Origin of the sequence: Streptomyces pseudovenezuelae (genome assembly GCF_029892565.1) — a bacterium.
In the GTDB taxonomy this organism is placed as follows: domain Bacteria; phylum Actinomycetota; class Actinomycetes; order Streptomycetales; family Streptomycetaceae; genus Streptomyces; species Streptomyces pseudovenezuelae_A.
The window spans coordinates 278,321-295,901 of the sequence record NZ_JARXVH010000002.1; the positions used below are offsets into that span (position 1 = coordinate 278,321).

Below are 17,581 nucleotides of genomic sequence, written 5' to 3' on the forward strand. Positions count from 1 at the left end.
CAGCTCCCGCCACCGAGGGCGTTACCGCTTCAGGAGTCGTACCGACAGACCGTCCGTCGTGTAGACGGGTACGGCCCGCAGCCGGTCGGAGTTCAGCTCGACGCGGTCGAATTGTCCGCGCAGCGTGGACGCGGACAGGACGCGTACCGTGCTGCCCGCGGGCGGCGGCTTGTGGGCGTCGAGCCGCAGCGACAGGACGCTGCCCCGGCCGAGGGTCGCGCGCCGGGTGATCTCCAGGGCGGGTGAGTGGCCCGAGCGCAGGGGCAGCTCCAGGGTGGCCGACTCCTGCGTGTACAGGCCGTGCACCTGGACGGGCTCGCCCAGGCGCAGGGTGCCGCCCGTCACGCGTACGTCGCCGTGGCCCAGGGCGTGGGAGGAGGCGGTGGCCAGTACGCCGGCGGTCACCACGGTGCCGCCCGTGTACTTGTTGTGGCCCTCCAGCGTCAGCGTGCCGGTGCCGCGCTTGGTCAGGCCGCCGTCGCCGTCGATGTCGTTGCGCCAGCTGTCGGCCGCGCCGAAGCCGCCGGCTGCCGCGTCCAGCGTGACGGTGACGTCGCGGTCGAAGGTGCCGTACCCGTCCGCCGCCGCGAACAGGTTGAGCCGACCCCACTGCTCGAAGCCGTCCAGCATCACGTAGCCCGAGGGCAGTGCCGTCGTGCGCAGCACCTCGCGCCGCTGGGCCGCGTCCAGGTACGGCAGCCGCGTCTCCAGGAGCACCTCCGCGCCCTTCGGCACGGTCAGGGGCGTGCTGTGGCCCCTGCGGGTCAGCACGTACGTGAACTTGGGCTCCACGACACGGGCGTTGGCCTCGCGGTCGGCGTACCGGTCGGTGCCGGTGCCAGCGGAGTGGGCGTAGGCGTACAGGGTGTCGGCCGTGGTGCCCGTCCGCGCCTCGAAGTAGGCGAGGGCCTGGGCGCGGGCGGCGGCTTTGAGGTCGGCGTTCGCCGGGTCGGCGAGGGTGGCGGCGGCGAGGGCGGTGGCCATGATGCGGCCGCCGATGACGTCGACGGTGTTGTGCATGCCGGCCACGATCCTGGTGTGGCTCAGTTCCAGGGTCCGGGTCACCAGCTCCTGGAACCGCTCAGGCACGGCGTACGCGTAGGCCAGGCCCGCCAGGTGGAAGGCGTTGGTGTGGCCGCTGGGGAAGCCGCCGTCGTCGACGGGGGAGGTGCTGCGCTGGCGCAGGAGTTGAGGCGCCACGATCACCTTGGAGTCGTAGACGGGGAAGCCGAGCGCGTCGACCTTGCCCGTGTCGACGACCTCGCTGTCCTCGTTCATGCGCCACGGACGCGGGTACTGGTAGGCGTACTTGCCGGGGTTGCCCGACGCGTAGTTGCCGCGCACGGTGTCGACCAGCTCGGCGACCTTGCCGAGCGCCGAGTCGTGCGAACCGGCGCCGAGCGCGGCACCCGCGGGGGCGTCGGCGGGCACCGCGTCGTTGATCGTGGTCGCGGGCGTGCCGTCGGGGGCGCTGGTGATCGAAGTGACCGCCAGGGCACCGGACTTGTAGAGGTCGGCCAGCGGACCCAGGGCCGCGATCATCGCGTAGCTCTGGTGCTGGCGGTCGTGGATGAAGGCTTCCTTGGCCTGGGCGTCCGTGCGCGAGCGGGTGATCTTCGCGCAGTAGCGCATGTTGGCGCGCAGCACCTCGGGCCGGAGCGGTGTGCCGGTGTTCCAGGCGCCGCCGGTCTTCCACACCTTCGCGAAGCCGCCGAGGATCCGCACGACCGCGTTGGTCTCGGGCGTCAGGTTCGTGATGACGTTGCTCTTGTAGTCGTCGACGAACGGGAGCGCCGCGGCCGCGGCCTTGGCGTCGGCGGCGGCCAGCCAGGTGACGAGGGTGGGCGCGGCCAGCACACCGGCCGAGGCGCCCAGCGAGCTCTTGAGGAACCCCCGCCGGTTGACGGCGAGTCGGCCGGCGGACGAGGGAGAGCGGTGCCCGGCTGGTGACGGCATTCGTGTGCCTCTCTTGAGTTCTTCGGCCCTGCGGCCGGGGGGAGTTCGTGCGTGGAGGTGTGGTGCGCGGGACGCGTGGGAGGTACGGATCCGGCGCGTCCCGTTGGTGCCTGAGCGAAGATCTACGGCCGGGCCCTGTCCCGTCAGGGCCGGCCCGGCGACCGCGACAAGGCGGCTGCGTGAACGTGGACCGACCGGTTCACAGGATCGAACGCGCCAGCCTCACGGCGCCCTCGACCGGGGACACCCGCAACGGCTGCGGGCGCGCCCCGGGCACGGACGCGGCGAGCGAGACGGCGAACGCCTCGTACAGCGAGGGTTGGGCGAGGACCGTGCTGCCCGCGACCACCACGTCGTCCACCGGGACCCCGCGCGCGGCGAGCCGCTCGACGAGCGCGGCCAGCGAGCGGCCGGCCTCGGCGATCACGGTACGGGCGATCGTGGAGCCCGCGTCGGCGGCGGCGAACACGAAGGGTGCGCGTCGGCCCCACTCGGCGGAGACGTCCTTGGCGCTCTCCAACGCATCGCCCAGCGCCGGGACTTCGGCGACACCGAACGCCTCGACGAGGCCGAGGGCGAGCGCGTCGGGTGCCTCGCCCCGGTCGTGCGCCGCCCACACGGCGCGCGCGGCGTCCCGGACGAGACCGGCCGCGCCGCCCTCGTCGCCGAGCACCGCGCCCCAGCCACCGACCTGAACGGGGCTGCCGTCGGGCAGTCGGCCCACGGCCACGGAACCGGTGCCGGCGACCAGGCCGACGCCCTTGTCCAGGCCCGCGGCGGGCACGAGGAGTTCGGCGTCGCCCACGACCAGCGCGGGCGCGTCGAAGTGGAGTTGCAGGGCGGTACGGATCTGCGCGCACTGGCGCGGGGTCTCGCAGGCGTGCCCGCCGAGGGCCAGGGCGGACGGACGCGCGCCGGTGGGCAGGGCGTCCGCGACCAGGGCCGCGAGCCAGCCGGCGGCGGCCAACGGGTCGTGCGGCCGCCAGCCGCTGCTCGTCCGGACGTGATCGGCGACCTCGGCGTCCCCCGCGAAGGCGCGGAGGTGCGTCTTGGTGCCGCCCACGTCGATACCGACCACAAGAAGGTTCGAGGGGGGTGCGTCCTGCACGGACTCCTCTTTCATCGTTCCGCTGAACCGCGAACGGTGGGCGAACCGTGCCTGGCCGAAGAGGACTTGAAGGAGTAGGGAAGCCCCGGGACGGGCCTCGTGCGGATCACGGCAGGCGAGTACCGTGTACTTCGTTAGGAAGTTAACTAACGAAGTACAGTGCGTCAAGAGTCATCGCGAACTCGATCACTGGAACGACCTTCCGGGCCGCTGCGTGGCGGGGACGTGCGACGCAAGGGCATCTCAACGCCGCCTCCCGCGACACCCGGGGAGCGCGGCCCCTGACCCATGGGGGAACTGTGGAACACGTCGTGGCGGAGACCCCCCGCCTGACCGAGAGCGCGAGCGCTGTCTTCGCGGTGCTGGCTCAGGCCGGCAGCGCGACCCGGCCCCAGCTCGCGAGCCTGGCGGGCCTGTCCAAGCCGACGGTGTCCTCCGCCGTCGCCGAACTGGAGGCCGCCCGGCTGGCCACCCACTCCGGCACCGCCTCCGGCGGCACCGGCCGCTCCGCCGCCGTATACGGCCTGGGGCCCGCCTCCGGCGCCGTGCTCGCCGTCGACCTCGGTCCCGCCCGGACCCTGGTGCGCGGCTGCGCGCTGGACGGCACTTTGCTGGCCGAGGCGACCGGCACCCGGGAGGAAGCCGTCGAGGCCGTGCGCGAGGCGCTGGACGCGCTGCCCGTCGGCGCCCCCCTGCGCACCATCGTCGTCGCGGTCGGCGACGTCACCGCGCCGGACGGCGCCGGCGGCGGCATGCGGCCCGCGACCGCCAAGGCCGGTCCCGTCTTCGACGCCGTGTCCGTCGCGCTGCCGCCCGGGGTGCCGGTCCACCTGGAGAACAACGTCAACTGCGCAGCCCTCGCCGAGCTGCACGAGGGCGCTGCCCTCGGCAGACGCACCTTCGGCTATCTGCGCATCGGCGTGGGCATCGGCCTCGGCATCGTCATCGGCGGCCAGGTGCTGCGCGGGGCCAACGGCGCGGCCGGTGAGCTCGCGCGGCTGCCCTACCCGTGGGACGACGACCGTGAGCCGCGCCAGGAGGCCCTGGAGGAGTACGTCGGCGCGCACTCCCTGCTGCGCCGGGCCGCGGCGGCCTGGCGGGACGCCGACGGCCCGTGCCCGGACAGCGCCGACCAGCTCTTCGCCCTCGCCGCCGAGGGCCGCGAGACGGCCGGCGCGCTCGTCGCCCGGCACGCAGCCGACGTGGGCCGGCTCGCCGCCGCCGTGGCCGCCGTACTGGATCCGGGACTGATCGTGCTGGGCGGCAGCACCGGCGCGTACCCGCAGCTCCTGCCCGGTGTGCGGGCCGAGCTGGGGCGGCTGAGCTGGCCCACCGAGGTGGTCAGCAGCACGGTCGGGGACCGCGGCACGGTGGTCGGCGCGGCCCGGCTCGCGGTGGCCAGAGGAGTCCAAACCGTGACCGAAGCCGCGTGGGTGAAGGATTGACGGCCTCGGACTCGGTCTGCCAATGTCCGGACAAGCGCTTTCTAAGTCGGCCGGGACGCCGACTTGGGGTGAGCCTCCCAGCCCGTACACGACGACGTACGGCAACCGCACGAGGGCGTGCCCGTGCGGTGACGGCCAGGACGGCCGGGGATCTCGCCCCGTGCGGATGATGCGGCCGGGCGAGGCCGCGCCCCCGGAATGCGAACTTTCTTGCAAAATGCACCTGTGCCGCCTCAGTCGGCGCCGTGCTCCGTCCCCGATGACGAAATGGGATCGAAGATGACCACTGTGGGTGTGCGGCGCTCTCGCCGACTCGGCCGCGGCGGCATGCGCCGCCTGGTTCCCCTCGCTGCCGTCGCCACGGCAGGTGCCCTGCTGCTCTCCGCCTGCGGGTCGGGGTCCGGCTCGGGCGGGAACGCGAAGTCCCTGACGTTCTGGATCTCCACGGTTCCGGGGCAGGACGCGGGCTGGAAGAAGCTGGTGGCGCAGTACAAGAAGGAAGCCGGCGTCACCGTCAAGCTCGTCAACATCCCCTACGACGGGTACCCGACCAAGCTGCACAACGCCGCGCAGGCGAACTCCCTGCCCGACGTGGCGGACGTGCCCGCGCTGGACCCGATCTGGTCGAGCAAGCTGATCGACCTCAGCTCCATCGCCAACAACAAGAGCTACAACATCAACGCCAACTTCCTCGCCAAGGACTCGTCCGGCAAGGTGCTGGCCATCCCCTCGGACGTCACCGCGTCCGGCCTGTTCATCAACAAGACGCTGTTCAAGAAGGCCGGCGTCGACGTCCCGGCCTCGCCCGACAAGACCTGGACCTGGACCGACTTCATCGCGGCGGCGGACAAGGTCCGGGAGAAGACCGGCGCCAAGTACTCCCTGACCTTCGACCAGTCGCCGTCCCGGCTCCGCGCCATGGTGTACGAGATGGGCGGGAAGTACGTCCACGCGGACTCCTCCGGCAAGTTCTCGGTGGACGCCGCGACCAAGAAGGCCGTGAAGTACTTCGTCGGGCTGAACGACGACAAGACCATGCCGAAGTCGGTGTGGACCAGCGGCGCCGACCCGTCGGCCATGTTCCAGAGCGGTGACGTGGTCGCCTACTGGTCCGGCGTGTGGCAGGTCCCCGCCTTCGCGGACAGCATCAAGAAGTTCGACTGGGCGAGCGTCCCGACTCCCGCCCAGCCGGTGCAGGCCAGTGACGTCAACAGCGGCGGCATGATGGTGGGCTTCAACAACAACGGCGCCGCGGCCACCGCCGCGCAGAAGTTCATGTCCTGGGTGTACGAGCCGAAGAACTACACCGAGCTCGTCGAGACCTCCGGGTTCCTCCCGGTCGAGGGCGGCCTGAACCCGAAGTACCCCTTCAAGTCCGCCGCGGCGCAGGCGGCGTTCAAGTTGTACAACGAGGAGATCCCGCTCTACGCCCCGATCTCGGGCTACTTCAACGGCGCGCAGACGAACTGGGTGCTGAAGGGCAAGAGCCTGACCGAGGACCCGACCAAGACGGAGCTCGGCAAGGCGATCAACGGCCAGCAGTCGGTCGACAAGGCCCTGCAGAACATCGTGGACGGCTACAACCAGGCGGTCGGCGGCTGATCGTGGCCCCGGGGGCTGGGCGGTGGGTCGAGACACCGCCGCCCGGCCCGGGCGCCCACGTGATGCCGGGCTCACGGCCTGAGCCCACAGCAATCCATTCCACCAGCACGGAAGTCAGGAAGATGACAAAAAGCGCCGCGGACGTGTCCGTGAGGCCGCCCAGGAGACGACGCAGCACCTACACCCTCGCGCCGCTCGTCCTCATCGCGGCCAATGTCGTGCTCTTCGCGTTGTTCTTCGTGTGGCCGGCGGTGATCGGGCTCGTCTACTCGTTCACGAACTACACGGGTGTGGGGGCGTTCCAGTTCATCGGACTGGACAACTACCAGAACCTGTTCGGGGACTCCACCTTCTACGACGCGCTGTTCCGGACGCTGCTGTACACCGTGCTCGTCGTTCCGCTGAACTTCGTGCTCTCGCTGTTCATCGCCAACCTGGTGGTGAGCAAGCAGGCCAAGGGCGCGTCGGTCGCCCGTGTCGTCTTCTTCGTCCCGTGGCTCATCTCGCCCATCGTCGTGGGTGTCCTGTGGCGGTGGCTGTTCGGTGAGAACTTCGGACTGATCAACTACGTCATCGAGAAGCTCGGCGGGGCCGCCGTTCCGTGGCAGTCGAACGCGGACCTGTCGCTCGGCGTGGTCGTGATGGCGGGCGCCTGGTGGGGAACGGCCTTCTCGATGCTGCTGTTCATCGCGGCGATCAAGAACGTGCCCACCTCGTACTACGAGGCGGCCTCGCTCGACGGTGCGGGCCCCTGGCGCCAGTTCGTCAGCATCACGCTGCCGAGCATCGCGCCCACCTCGTTCATCGTCATCCTGCTCAACACGATCAACGCGATGAAGGAATACCCGCTCTTCGTCTCCCTCAACAACGGCGGGCCGGGTACGTCGAACAACCTGCTTGTCCAGTACATCTATCAGACCGGCTTCAACCGGGGCCAGATCGGCTACGCGAGCGCCGCGTCGTTCGTGCTCATGCTCATCCTGATGGCCGTCGCGATCATCCAGCTGATCGTCAACCGGCGGGTGGAGAACCGATGACAACCACAGACACGCCGCGTCCGGTCGACGCCGATTCCGCGCGGACCGTCTCCAAGAAGCGGCCTCGCAAGGGGAACAGCGGTGAGCTCCGGCGCGCGGTACCCGCGACGACACTGCTGTGGATCCTGGCGGCCCTCTACGGGCTGCCGGTGCTGTGGTTCGTCCTCAGCTCCTTCAAGCCGGCGGGAGACCTGTTCTCCCTTCCGCTGACGGTGCTTCCGCACGACCCCACCCTGTCGGGTTACAAGGCGGCGTGGGACAGCGCCAATTTCTCCCAGTACTTCATCAACACGGCCATCGTGTGCGTGATCACGACGATCCTCACGGTGGGGGTCAGCTGCTGCACCGGGTATGCGCTGGCCAAGTACAACAACAGGTGGCTCAAGTTCTTCTTCATCTGCATCCTGGCCACCACGATGCTGCCGTCCGAGGTCATGCTCGCCCCGGAGTTCCTGGTGGTCCGCGACCTCGGCCTCTACAACTCGTTCGGCGGCATCATCCTCCCGGCCGTGCTCACCGCGACCGGATGCTTCATGTTCCGCCAGTTCTTCCTGACGGTCCCCGACGAACTCGTGGAAGCCGCACGCATCGACGGCGCCCGCGAACTGTCGATCTTCATGAGGATCATGGTGCCGATCTCCCGGCCCATCATGCTGACCCTCGCCATCCTGTCCTTCCAGTGGCGGTGGAACGACTACATCTGGCCGCTGCTGATGCTGAACGACCCCAACAAGTTCACCGTGCAGATCGGCATCCAGAGTCTCGTCGGCGCGCAGAACATCAACTGGTCGGTGCTGCTCGGCGGTTCGGTCATCTCCATGATCCCGCTGATCCTCATCTTCCTGGTGTTCCAGCGTTACGTCATGAGCGCCGACATCAATGCCGGACTGAAGGACTGACCGTGCCCACCCCGCTCGACCACGAGTTCGACCATGAGTTCGTCCGCGCGGTGGCCGGCGCCGCCGACCGGTCGGCCGCCCCGCTGGCGGCCGGCCCTGACGAGGAACCCGCCGGTGTGACCCACCGCGCTCTGGCACGCCGGGTGAAGACCCTGATCGCGGCGTACCGTTCCCCGGACTCGACCCTGTACGGCAGCGGGCAGGCCGTCGCCGCCGCGACGACCCACCTCGGCGCCCTGCGGGCCGCGCAGACCGCCACCGGCCTCTTCGCCGGCGGCGACAATGTGCAGTCACCGCCGGACTCCGGGTTCACCGTCAACGACGTGTGCGACGCGCACGTCCTGGCCGCGGGCGCGGGGCCGGAACTGCGCGAGGTCACGGCCGCGCTCGCCGACATCGCCGGCGCCGCCGTCGGCAGTCTCCTGACCGGTGGGGTGCACACCCCGAACCACCGCTGGGAACTGTCCGCGGCGCTGGCCCGGCTGCACCGCTCGTTCCCTGACGACCGGCTGCTCGACCGCATCGAGGAGTGGCTCGCCGAAGGCGTCGACATCGACGCGGAGGGCCTGTACTCGGAGCGGAGCGCCGTCTACGCCTCCCACGTGTCCAACCCCTCGCTCCTCCTGCTGGCCGACGTCCTCGACCGCCCCGGCCTGCGGGACGCCGTCGAACGCAACCTCACCGCGACCCTGGACCTCATCAGACCGGACGGCACGGTGGAGACCGTCCACTCGCGGCGCCAGGACCAGAAACACCCGTTCCCGCTGGCGCACTACCTGCCGCACTACCGGCTGCTCGCGATCCGCACCGGCCGGGGCGACTTCAGCCGAGCGGCGCGCTTGGCGGCAGTCGGCGGCATCGACGACCCCGACCTGCTCGCCGAGACCATCCTCACCCCCGACCTGTGCCGCGAGCTGCCGACACCGGAGCCGGAACCGCTTCCCCGCGACCGGTACATCACCACGGCACGCCTCGCCTCACGCGCCTCCGCCACCGCGCACAGCGTCCTGTACGGCGGCTCGGACGTGCCCGAGCACCGGCGCATCCGCTCGGGCCTCGCCTGCAATCCCACCTTCCTGCGCCTGTTCGCCGGCGACGCCGTCCTCGACGCGGTCCGCCTCTCGCAGGGATTCTTCGACCTGGGCCCGTTCCGCGCCGCCGACATGGAGCAGCTCGCCGACAACCGGTACCGGCTCAGCGAAACCCTCTCGGCCGCCTACTACCAGCCGCTCCCGCCGGACCGGCGACGGGACGACGGCGCCTACCGCATGGCGGACGAGGGACGCTTCTCGGCCGCGCTGGCCTTCCCTGACCGGCCTCGGGACGAGGTCTCCCGGACGACCCGCGTCGAGGTGGATCTGCGGGACGACGGTGCCGATCTGCGGATCGACATCAGCGGACCACGGGTGCCGTGGGCCCTCGAACTGACCTTCCGGCCGGGGGGCGTGCCAGAGGGCGCCGTACCGATCGGCGACGGACGCTGGTGCCTGACGACCGGCCCGATGACCTACCGGGTCGGTGACGACGAGATCCGGGTCGAGGTGGACGTCGAGGCGGGCGAACCGCTCGCCGGGCCGGACCGGATCGACGTACTGCGGTACGACCCGGGTCAGGACTACACCGTGGCGGGCGGCACCGACGCGACGACCGGGAACCGCGTCTACATCGGTGGACAGGGCCCCCGGACACTGAGCGTCGCACTGCGCGCCCGCCGCCCCGCCCCTGCCTCTTGACCCCGACGACCCACGCCATGGCCACCTTCGGTATGAAGGGCTGATCCACCCGTGCACCTCCTCCACCAGCGCGGCCCGTTGCACCACCTCGCCGACACCCCCGAGGCGTACGACGCCGTCCTCGCCGACGTCACCGAGCAGGCCCTGGCCCGCCTGACGTCGGAGGGCAACCTCGAACACCCCGACGCGCTCGACGACATCGGCGACACCTCGCTCGGCATCACCTCCCTGCTCGCGCTGGCCTGGCAGCGCGGCAAGGACCCACGCCTGCCGGAGGCGGTGCGCAGCAGCCTCGCCTTCCATCTGCGCGAGCGCGTGTACACGGAGGACAACCCCGGCTATCCGAACCTGACGGTCCGCAACTCCGGCTTCCCGTACGCCCGTTACGTCCTGGAGTCCGGCGCGCACCCCATCGGCGACTGGCCGAGCACGGTGTGGGCGCTGCTCCAGGCCGTCAACCTCCTCGACCTGGCGGAGGGCCTGATCGAGGACGAGCAGCGGGCGGAACTGCTGGCGGTGGCCCAGGGCTACTGGCGCTGGCTGACCGAGGCGACCTTCTTCAACCCGCAGGAGGCCGGCAACCAGGCCATCGGCTGCGTGGTCGGCGGCTTGATGCTGGCCCGCCAACTCCCGCCCACCGAGGGCGAGTCGGTGCGCGCCCGGGCACTGCGTGTGTACGAGGACGAGATCCGCGCCCACCGTGTACGCGACCGGGGCGCCCTGCTGCCGCCCGAGCACGGCGGTGCGTACGACAACAACTACGGCCCGATCTCCCTCTCCTTCCTCGCCCAGGCCCACCGGGTGAGCGGCGAGGAGATGTTCGCGCAGGACGGCGACGCGCTCGCCCGCTACATCGACGCACGCCTCACCAACGGCGGCTTCGACAACGGCGGCCCGCGCTACAGCGAGCAGCACTCCGGCTTCGAATCGGTGCTCGGCCTGCGTTACTTCGGCAGCCGTATCGGCTCGGACATCGGCCGCTACCGGGGCGACACCCGCTGGGGGAGGCACGCGGTCAAGCCGGACGGCGGGGTCGACGGGCACTTCGCCTGGATGCTGGTCTGGCAGATCCAGGACAGCACGTGCTGGCACCGCGCCCCGTCCACGTCGGCCGCCCGGCATCAACTCCGGGCGGGAACCGTCTCGGTGGCCTTCGACACCAAAATGACCCCGTCACTGGTCGAGGCGGCCGGCACGTACTACCTGCCCGCCGCCGTGAACCGCCAGCACGGCTTCGGCCCGGTCCTCGACGGCTTCCTGCTGTGCCGTCCCATGGGCGAGGTCCGCGTGCGTGACATCAAGGGGGACGGTCTGACGGCCAAGCTGGTCACCAAGCCGGTCGTCGGCCGCGACCACGTCCTGCGCCACGTCCGCTCCCTGTACGTCACCGACGGCACGACCCTGTGGACGACGGTCGCCGTGGAACGCCTGCCCGGTACCCCGTACCTGCTGGCCGGCCTGCCGTACGCCACGGACGACGGCGACCGGGTGCGCAGGACCGTGGACGCGCAGGTGACGTCGGCCGGCGAACTGCGCCTGACCCACCCGGAGTCGGAGGGCGTCGACCACTTCGACTCCCGCGCGGAGCGGACCCAGGAGCAGGCGGCCTTCGCACTGGCCGAGGACCCGCGCGGCTACGGGAACCCGGACGAGGGGTGGCGGCACCTGGTGTCCTCCACCGCGCTGGAAGCGGAACCGGCTCCCGAAGCGCCGTCGGGGCTGCACGTGTTCGCGGTGCGCTACGGCGCCGACGGCCCGTTCGCGCCCGCCTTCGAGCTCGGCGACAACGGCCTGACCGTCCGCACCGAGGCCTTCACCGCGGTGATCGGCGACCCGGCGGGCGACGCCGACGCCGAGCCGCAGCTCACCCTGCGGGCCTGAGCGTCCTCAACCGCCTGCCCGCGCCGCCGAGTTCTCCTCCGGCGCGGGCAGTGCACCGACCGGCACGACCAAGTCCGCCCGGTCCCGGGTCGTCGCCACCAGGTCGGCGTTGCGCTGGTCCGTGCCCGACACCCAGGCCACCGCCGTCGCGTGGTCCTTGCCGAACTCCTCGTGCCGGGCGACCAGTCGACGGATCCGCTCCTGCTCGTCGATCTCGCAGAACCACACCTCGTCCAGTGCCGCACGCACCCGCGCCCATGAACCGGTGCCCAGCAGCAGGTAGTTGCCCTCCGTCACGACCAGCCGGATGCCCGGCGGCACCGGGATCGCCCCCGCGATCGGCTGCTCCAGCACCCGCTCGAAGCCGGGCGCGTACACGATCTCGTCCGTCTCCTCGCGCAGTCGCCGCAGCAGCGCCGCGTACCCCGCCGCGTCGAAGGTGTCGGGGGCACCCTTGCGGCCCCGGCGGCCGAGCCGGTCCAGCTCGACGTCCGCGAGATGGAAGCCGTCCATCGGGACGTGCGCGGCCCAGGGCTCGCCGGCGCCGTTCAGCTCTCGTACCAGACGCTCGGCCAGCGTCGTCTTGCCGGAACCCGGACTGCCCGCGATGCCGAGGAGCGCGCGGGGTCGGTTGCCTGGGAGCAGGGCGCGGGCGCGGATGAGGAGGTCGTCGAAAGTCAGCGGCACAGGGCCGAGTGTGACACTCGAAGAGATCGAAGAGCTCGGGGAGTGACGAGCCCCCGCCAGGGGAGTCGCCCCCGTAGAGGAAAGGAGCGCCCGCCATGCCCGACGACGTGGCGCGGATCCGTGCCCTGGTCATCCGGTGGGCCGACGCGGTCCACCGCGGCGACCTGGCCGGCGTACTGGCCGATCACGCGGAGGACCTCGTCATGTACGACGTGCCACCGCCGTACGAAGGGCTGCGCGGGCTCGCCGCCTACAGCGCGGCCTGGCCGCCGTTCTTCGCCTGGCAGGCGCAGGGTGCCTGCTTCGAGATCGACACCCTCGACGTCACCGCGGACACCGACGTCGCCTACGCCCATGCCCTGCTGCGCTGCGGCACCCCCGACGAACTCGCGCACCACCCCACGATGCGGCTGCGGCTCACCCTGGGCCTGCGCAAGGACGACGGCCGCTGGGTGGTCGCCCACGAGCACCACTCGTTCCCGCACGACTGACCGGCCTTCATGCCGCTCGATCGTCGAGGAGTGCGCGCAGGGCCTTCTCCTGTTCGGCGTCGAGCCGGGTCACGAACTGTCGCAGTGTCGCGATCGGGTCCGGGCCGCGGTCGAGGGCCTTGTGCATGGCCTCGGCGGTCAGCTCCGCCGCGTTCTTCAACGGCCGGTAGGCGCCGCGCCGCCCGTCGGCGTCCCGGAGCACGAGTCCCTTGTCGTAGAGGCGTTTGAGGATGGTGTGCACGGTGTTGTAGGCGAGCCCGCCGCCGATCTCGGCCTGGATGTCCGCGGGCGTCAACGCCCGCTCGGTCGCCCAGAGCGCGGCGAGGATCTCGCTCTCCAGCTCGCCGGAGCCGCGCCGTTCCGTTCGCCCCTGAGGCGCGCTGCCAGCCATGGGGGCAACGTTACAGCGCGTAGGGAGGTCATCCGCCCGGCGGTACCGCGCTCGGCGGCCTCGCCGGGAGCGGGGTAATTTGTCCCTGTTTTTCGTAGTCGCCGGAGTCCGTGCGGCGGCCGACGAACACCGGCTCGGCGTCCGCCCGCCCTGCCGGCGCACCGGCCACGAGGGGGAGGGGAAGCACCGCATGACATCGCCGCCGGCGCTCGCCGCACCCACCCGCCGACGCGTGTACTGGCAGTCGGTTCTCGCCCTCGCGCTGCTGGTGTGCGCCACCTGTCTGGCCCTGCCGCACTGGCGCGCCGTCGTCACCGGAGCGGGTCGGCTGGCCGTCGCCGACGAGGGGTGGCTGCTGGTCGGGGCCGGCGCCGCCGCGGCGACCTGGGGGTGTGCGGCCCTCGCCCAGCAGGGCGCGGTGCGGGAGCGGCTGCCTGGAGGCCGGCTGGTGGCCGCGCAGTTCGCCGCCACCGCCGCCAACCACCTGCTGCCCGCGGGACTCGGCGCCGGCGCGGTGAACCTGCGCTTCCTCATGCGCTGCGGCCTGCCCGCCGGCCGCTCCGCCACCGCCCTGGCCGTCAAGACGTCCGCGTCCGCCGCCGTCCGCTGCGCCCTGATCGCCGTACTCGCCCTGGCCTGCCCCGGAGTCCTGCGGCTGCCGCCCGTCCCCGGCTGGCTCGTGGCCGTCGTCCCCGCCCTGGCCGCGGCGGTGGTCGTCCTGGTCGGCTGCCCGCTGTGGCCGCGCTGCCGCAAGGCCCTTACGGCGGTGATCGCGGACATCCGGGCCGTGCACGCGCAGCCGCACCGGGCCGCGGCCCTGTGGGGCGGTTCGCTGGCCTTCGCCGCGCTGCACTCCCTGGTCCTGATCGCGGTCACACAGGCCGTGGAACTGCCCCTGGCCCCGGCCCGGGTGGCGCTGCTCTATCTCGCCGCCAGCAGTGCGGCGGCGCTGCTGCCCACCCCCGGCGGGCTCGGCTCGCTCGACGCGGCCCTGGCCTTCGCGCTCACGACGACCGGGGCGCCGGTCGCCGCGGCGGCCTCCGTCGTGCTCGGCTACCGGCTGCTGACCGTGTGGCTGCCGCTGCTGCCGGGACTCGCGGTGCTCGGGGTTCTCGTCCGTCGCAAGGCGCTGTGAGCGGGTCCGCGTTTTGCGTCGGCCTGCTTCAGGTAGGAATTCGTCATCGGCCCGGCGCGGAGGGGGAGTTGGATGACAGGCAGCGAGTCCGAAGGCCGTTTAGGGGAGGAGTTCTTCATCCCCGGGACCTCGTCCTTCGCCGAGTTCCTGGCCACGCACCGCCCCCAGCTGCTGCCCATGAGCCCGCAGCTGCCGCCCGGCGTGCGGGCCGCGCCCGGCCGGTTCCCGCACGGCACCACGGTGCTGGCCCTCGCCTACCGCGACGGCGTGATGATCGCCGGCGACCGCAGGGCCACGATGGGCAACCTCATCGCGCAGCGCGACCTGGAGAAGGTGCACCCCGCCGACGACCACACGGCCGTCGCCTTCGCCGGGACCGTCGGACTCGCCCTCGACATGATCAAGCTCTACCAGGTCGAACTCACGCACTTCGAGAAGATCGAGGGCATCCCCATGACCCTCAACGCGAAGGCGACCCGGCTCGCCGGCATGATCCGGCAGAACCTCGGCCAGGCCATGCAGGGCCTCGCCGTCGTACCGCTCCTGGTCGGCTACGACGGCTCGGCGGCCGCGGGCGGGCGGGGCCGCATCTTCAGCTTCGACGTCACCGGCGGCCCCTACGAGAAGTCCGACTTCCACGCCGAGGGCTCCGGCTCGCCGTACGCCAGGGGGGCGCTGAAGAAGCTGTTCCACCCGCAGATGTCCCGGCGCGAGGCGGCCCTGGCCGCGCTCCAGGCGCTGTACGACGCCGCGGACGACGACTCCGCGACCGGCGGCCCGGACATCAACCGGCGGATCTTCCCGCTGGTGTCGGTGATCACCGAGGGCGGCTTCGAGCGGCTGCCCGAGACGGAGACGGAGCAGCTCAGCCGCGAGATGGTCGACCAGCGGCGCAGCCGCCCGGACGGACCGAACGCGGTGGCCTGAGCAGCCCCCACTTTTCCCGCGCATGGGAAAGGCCTGCCTCGGCCTTTACTGCACATGAGTTGCAAGTACGGGAGCATGGCACAAGGCTGCCTTGTGCGGCCGTTCGTGTTCCACCGACGGAAAGACCCTCCCGATGACGGCCGCCCCTGGTTCCGCTCCGCCCCTCCCCGCCCCGGCCGAGGCCAAGCGCTCGGCCTGGCACCGCGTCCGTGGCTCCATGACGCGGCAGGAGTGGATCAGGGTCGGCGGGATGGCCGCCTTCGTGCTGGCGCTGCACGTCATCGGCTGGTTCACGCTGATCGCGATCGTCGCCCCCGAGCACTACAGCATCGGCACCAAGTCCTTCGGCATCGGGATCGGCGTGACCGCGTACACGCTCGGCATGCGGCACGCCTTCGACGCCGACCACATCGCCGCGATCGACAACACGACCCGCAAGCTGATGGGCGAGGGCCAACGGCCGCTGTCGGTGGGCTTCTGGTTCTCGCTCGGCCACTCGAGCGTGGTCTTCGCGCTGGCCTTCCTGCTCTCCCTGGGCGTGAAGGCCGTAGCCGGCCCGGTCCGCGACGACAACTCGCAACTCCACGACGTCACCGGCCTGATCGGCACGACCGTCTCCGGTGTCTTCCTCTACGTCATCGCCGCCATCAACCTCGTCATCCTGGCCGGCATCTGGAAGGTCTTCCGCCGGATGCGCTCGGGCCACTTCGACGAGGCCGCCCTCGAAGAGCAGCTGAACAACCGCGGGTTCATGAACCGGCTGCTCGGCCGCGTGATGAAGTCGATCACCAAGCCGTGGCAGATGTACCCGCTGGGCCTGCTGTTCGGCCTCGGCTTCGACACCGCCACCGAGATCGCCCTGCTCGTGCTGGCCGGCTCGGGCGCCGCCTCCGGACTGCCCTGGTACGCGATCCTGTGCCTGCCGGTGCTGTTCGCGGCCGGCATGTCGCTGCTCGACACCATCGACGGCTCGTTCATGAACTTCGCCTACGACTGGGCCTTCTCCAAACCGGTCCGCAAGGTCTACTACAACCTCACCATCACCGGCCTCTCGGTCGCCGTAGCCCTCGTCATCGGTACCGTCGAACTCCTCGGCCTGCTCGCCGAGAAGCTCGATCTGCACGGCTTCTTCTGGGACTGGGTCGCCGGCCTCGACCTGAACATCATCGGCTTCGTGATCGTCGGCCTGTTCTTCGCCACCTGGGTCCTCGCCCTGCTGGTGTGGAAGTTCGGCCGCATCGAGGAGAAGTGGTCCGCGGGTCTGGCCAGGCCCGCGGAGCAGTCCGCCGAGTAGCGAGACCTTCGGCTACCCCGGCTCACGAGCGCAGTCGCAGCTCCTTGCGCCACTTGACGAGCTGGTGCTCCGGATCTCCCGTGTAGGACCAGGGAGTTCGGGTCGCCCGCGGCCCCCCCATGCGCAGCAGCGCGACGGCGATGTCCTCGATGCCGGCGTTGCAGGCGCCGTGTGCCAGGTAGTTGAGGTCGCGCAGCTCGCCGGGCTCGATGTCCTCGTCCTCCTGGCGGCCCATGATCCAGCGCTGCCAGGTGCGGCGTACGTCGTTCACCGCGCCGTCGTTGTCCCAGTGCTGCCCCAGGCCCACCGAGGCCCGGTTGCCCTGGGCCGTGTCGAGGGCGTAGCGGTACTCCTCCACGCGCGCGTACTGCACCAGCACCGGCAGACCGCAGCCCGGCGGTGCCACTCCGGCCGCGTCGCGGGCGAAGTCGTACATGAGGCCGTGCGTGCCGTGCCAGCGGGCCGAGTAGTAGTGGAGTATCTGCAGGTGGCCCTCGACGCTGTACGGGTCGCGCTGGTGCAACTCGTCCCACCAGCGCGCCAGTTCCTGCCGGCGGACCCCCGCCGAGTAGAGCCGGGACACGGAGATGAGGGAGATCCACGGCGTCGGATCGTCCAGGTACGCCTCGGCCGCCTGGAGACACGCCGTCACCGCCGCGTCGACGCGGTCCTGGTCGATCGGCACGCCCCGCCCGGCGGTGATGGCCAGGTTGAACGCCCGGGCGGTCTCCGTCGCGGCCCGCAGCAACAGGGCGTCCGCGCTGTACGGTTCGGCGGCCAGCCAGGACTCCGCCGTCGAACTGCCCGTGCAGGCCTGCGCGAGCGTCCGCACCCGGTGGCCCCGGGCGAGCCAGTCCGCGCCGGTGACGCGCATCAGGTCCCGCACGCCCTGCCAGCGGCCGATGACGATGTCGTGGCGGGCGGAACTGAGGGACGTGTCCCCGCAGTCGGGATCGAAGTCGGGGGCGAATCGGTTTCGCGCCATCGGGGTTCTC

The 17,581-nt window shown here is 71.3% G+C and carries 15 protein-coding genes; 10 read left to right on the forward strand and 5 right to left on the reverse strand.

Going from position 1 to position 17,581, the window contains the following annotated elements:
* Nucleotides 1-21: 21 nt before the first annotated feature.
* Both M2283_RS06030 and M2283_RS06035 read right to left on the reverse strand, forming a co-directional pair.
* A complete protein-coding gene (locus tag M2283_RS06030) occupies nucleotides 22-1,956 on the reverse strand; it encodes a phosphatase PAP2 family protein (RefSeq protein ID WP_280874983.1) in 1,935 nt (644 codons plus the stop codon).
* Between the two features lie 199 nt (nucleotides 1,957-2,155).
* Complete coding sequence (locus M2283_RS06035; RefSeq protein ID WP_280874984.1) at nucleotides 2,156-3,064, reverse strand: N-acetylglucosamine kinase; 909 nt, start codon at nucleotides 3,062-3,064, stop codon at nucleotides 2,156-2,158.
* A 311-nt stretch (nucleotides 3,065-3,375) separates the two neighbouring features.
* On the opposite strand from M2283_RS06035, the gene M2283_RS06040 reads away from it, so the two are divergent.
* The 6 genes from M2283_RS06040 to M2283_RS06065 all read left to right on the forward strand — a co-directional run bounded on the left by M2283_RS06040 (nucleotide 3,376) and on the right by M2283_RS06065 (nucleotide 11,661).
* Entirely contained in the window at nucleotides 3,376-4,509 is a 1,134-nt protein-coding gene (locus tag M2283_RS06040; RefSeq protein WP_280874985.1) for an ROK family transcriptional regulator, read from the forward strand.
* 279 nt (nucleotides 4,510-4,788) lie between these two features.
* Nucleotides 4,789-6,111, forward strand: a complete 1,323-nt coding sequence (locus tag M2283_RS06045) for an ABC transporter substrate-binding protein (RefSeq protein WP_280874986.1) — start codon at nucleotides 4,789-4,791, stop codon at nucleotides 6,109-6,111.
* Between the two features lie 122 nt (nucleotides 6,112-6,233).
* Nucleotides 6,234-7,148: a carbohydrate ABC transporter permease gene (locus M2283_RS06050; RefSeq protein WP_280874987.1), complete on the forward strand. Its 915-nt coding sequence runs from the start codon at nucleotides 6,234-6,236 to the stop codon at nucleotides 7,146-7,148.
* Nucleotides 7,145-8,047 (forward strand): carbohydrate ABC transporter permease, encoded by a 903-nt coding sequence (locus M2283_RS06055; protein WP_280874989.1) that lies wholly within the window; start codon nucleotides 7,145-7,147, stop codon nucleotides 8,045-8,047. Before M2283_RS06050 ends, M2283_RS06055 begins: the two co-directional genes overlap by 4 nt.
* A 2-nt stretch (nucleotides 8,048-8,049) precedes the next feature.
* Nucleotides 8,050-9,780 carry a hypothetical protein gene (locus M2283_RS06060; protein WP_280874990.1) on the forward strand — a complete coding sequence of 577 codons (1,731 nt, stop codon included), beginning with the start codon at nucleotides 8,050-8,052 and terminating at the stop codon, nucleotides 9,778-9,780.
* Between the two features lie 51 nt (nucleotides 9,781-9,831).
* Nucleotides 9,832-11,661, forward strand: a complete 1,830-nt coding sequence (locus tag M2283_RS06065; protein ID WP_280874991.1) for a hypothetical protein — start codon at nucleotides 9,832-9,834, stop codon at nucleotides 11,659-11,661.
* A gap of 6 nt (nucleotides 11,662-11,667) precedes the next feature.
* On the opposite strand, the gene M2283_RS06070 is transcribed toward M2283_RS06065, so the two are convergent.
* Complete coding sequence (locus M2283_RS06070) at nucleotides 11,668-12,348, reverse strand: nucleoside/nucleotide kinase family protein (RefSeq protein WP_280874993.1); 681 nt, start codon at nucleotides 12,346-12,348, stop codon at nucleotides 11,668-11,670.
* 95 nt (nucleotides 12,349-12,443) lie between these two features.
* On the opposite strand from M2283_RS06070, the gene M2283_RS06075 reads away from it, so the two are divergent.
* The gene (locus M2283_RS06075; protein WP_280874994.1) at nucleotides 12,444-12,839 is read left to right on the forward strand and encodes a YybH family protein; all 396 of its coding nucleotides are present in this window, start codon (nucleotides 12,444-12,446) and stop codon (nucleotides 12,837-12,839) included.
* A 7-nt stretch (nucleotides 12,840-12,846) separates the two neighbouring features.
* On the opposite strand, the gene M2283_RS06080 is transcribed toward M2283_RS06075, so the two are convergent.
* Nucleotides 12,847-13,230 carry a BlaI/MecI/CopY family transcriptional regulator gene (locus tag M2283_RS06080; RefSeq protein WP_280874995.1) on the reverse strand — a complete coding sequence of 128 codons (384 nt, stop codon included), beginning with the start codon at nucleotides 13,228-13,230 and terminating at the stop codon, nucleotides 12,847-12,849.
* 190 nt (nucleotides 13,231-13,420) lie between these two features.
* Here M2283_RS06080 and M2283_RS06085 point away from each other — a divergent pair, with 190 nt between their 5' ends.
* From M2283_RS06085 to M2283_RS06095, 3 genes are all read left to right on the forward strand, one after another.
* A complete protein-coding gene (locus M2283_RS06085; protein ID WP_280874996.1) occupies nucleotides 13,421-14,365 on the forward strand; it encodes a lysylphosphatidylglycerol synthase transmembrane domain-containing protein in 945 nt (314 codons plus the stop codon).
* A gap of 72 nt (nucleotides 14,366-14,437) precedes the next feature.
* The gene (gene prcB / locus M2283_RS06090; protein WP_280874997.1) at nucleotides 14,438-15,292 is read left to right on the forward strand and encodes a proteasome subunit beta; all 855 of its coding nucleotides are present in this window, start codon (nucleotides 14,438-14,440) and stop codon (nucleotides 15,290-15,292) included.
* Between the two features lie 133 nt (nucleotides 15,293-15,425).
* The gene (locus M2283_RS06095; protein WP_280874998.1) at nucleotides 15,426-16,586 is read left to right on the forward strand and encodes a HoxN/HupN/NixA family nickel/cobalt transporter; all 1,161 of its coding nucleotides are present in this window, start codon (nucleotides 15,426-15,428) and stop codon (nucleotides 16,584-16,586) included.
* Between the two features lie 22 nt (nucleotides 16,587-16,608).
* Here M2283_RS06095 and M2283_RS06100 read toward each other — a convergent pair whose 3' ends face one another.
* Nucleotides 16,609-17,571: a hypothetical protein gene (locus M2283_RS06100; protein ID WP_280874999.1), complete on the reverse strand. Its 963-nt coding sequence runs from the start codon at nucleotides 17,569-17,571 to the stop codon at nucleotides 16,609-16,611.
* Nucleotides 17,572-17,581: the final 10 nt, after the last annotated feature.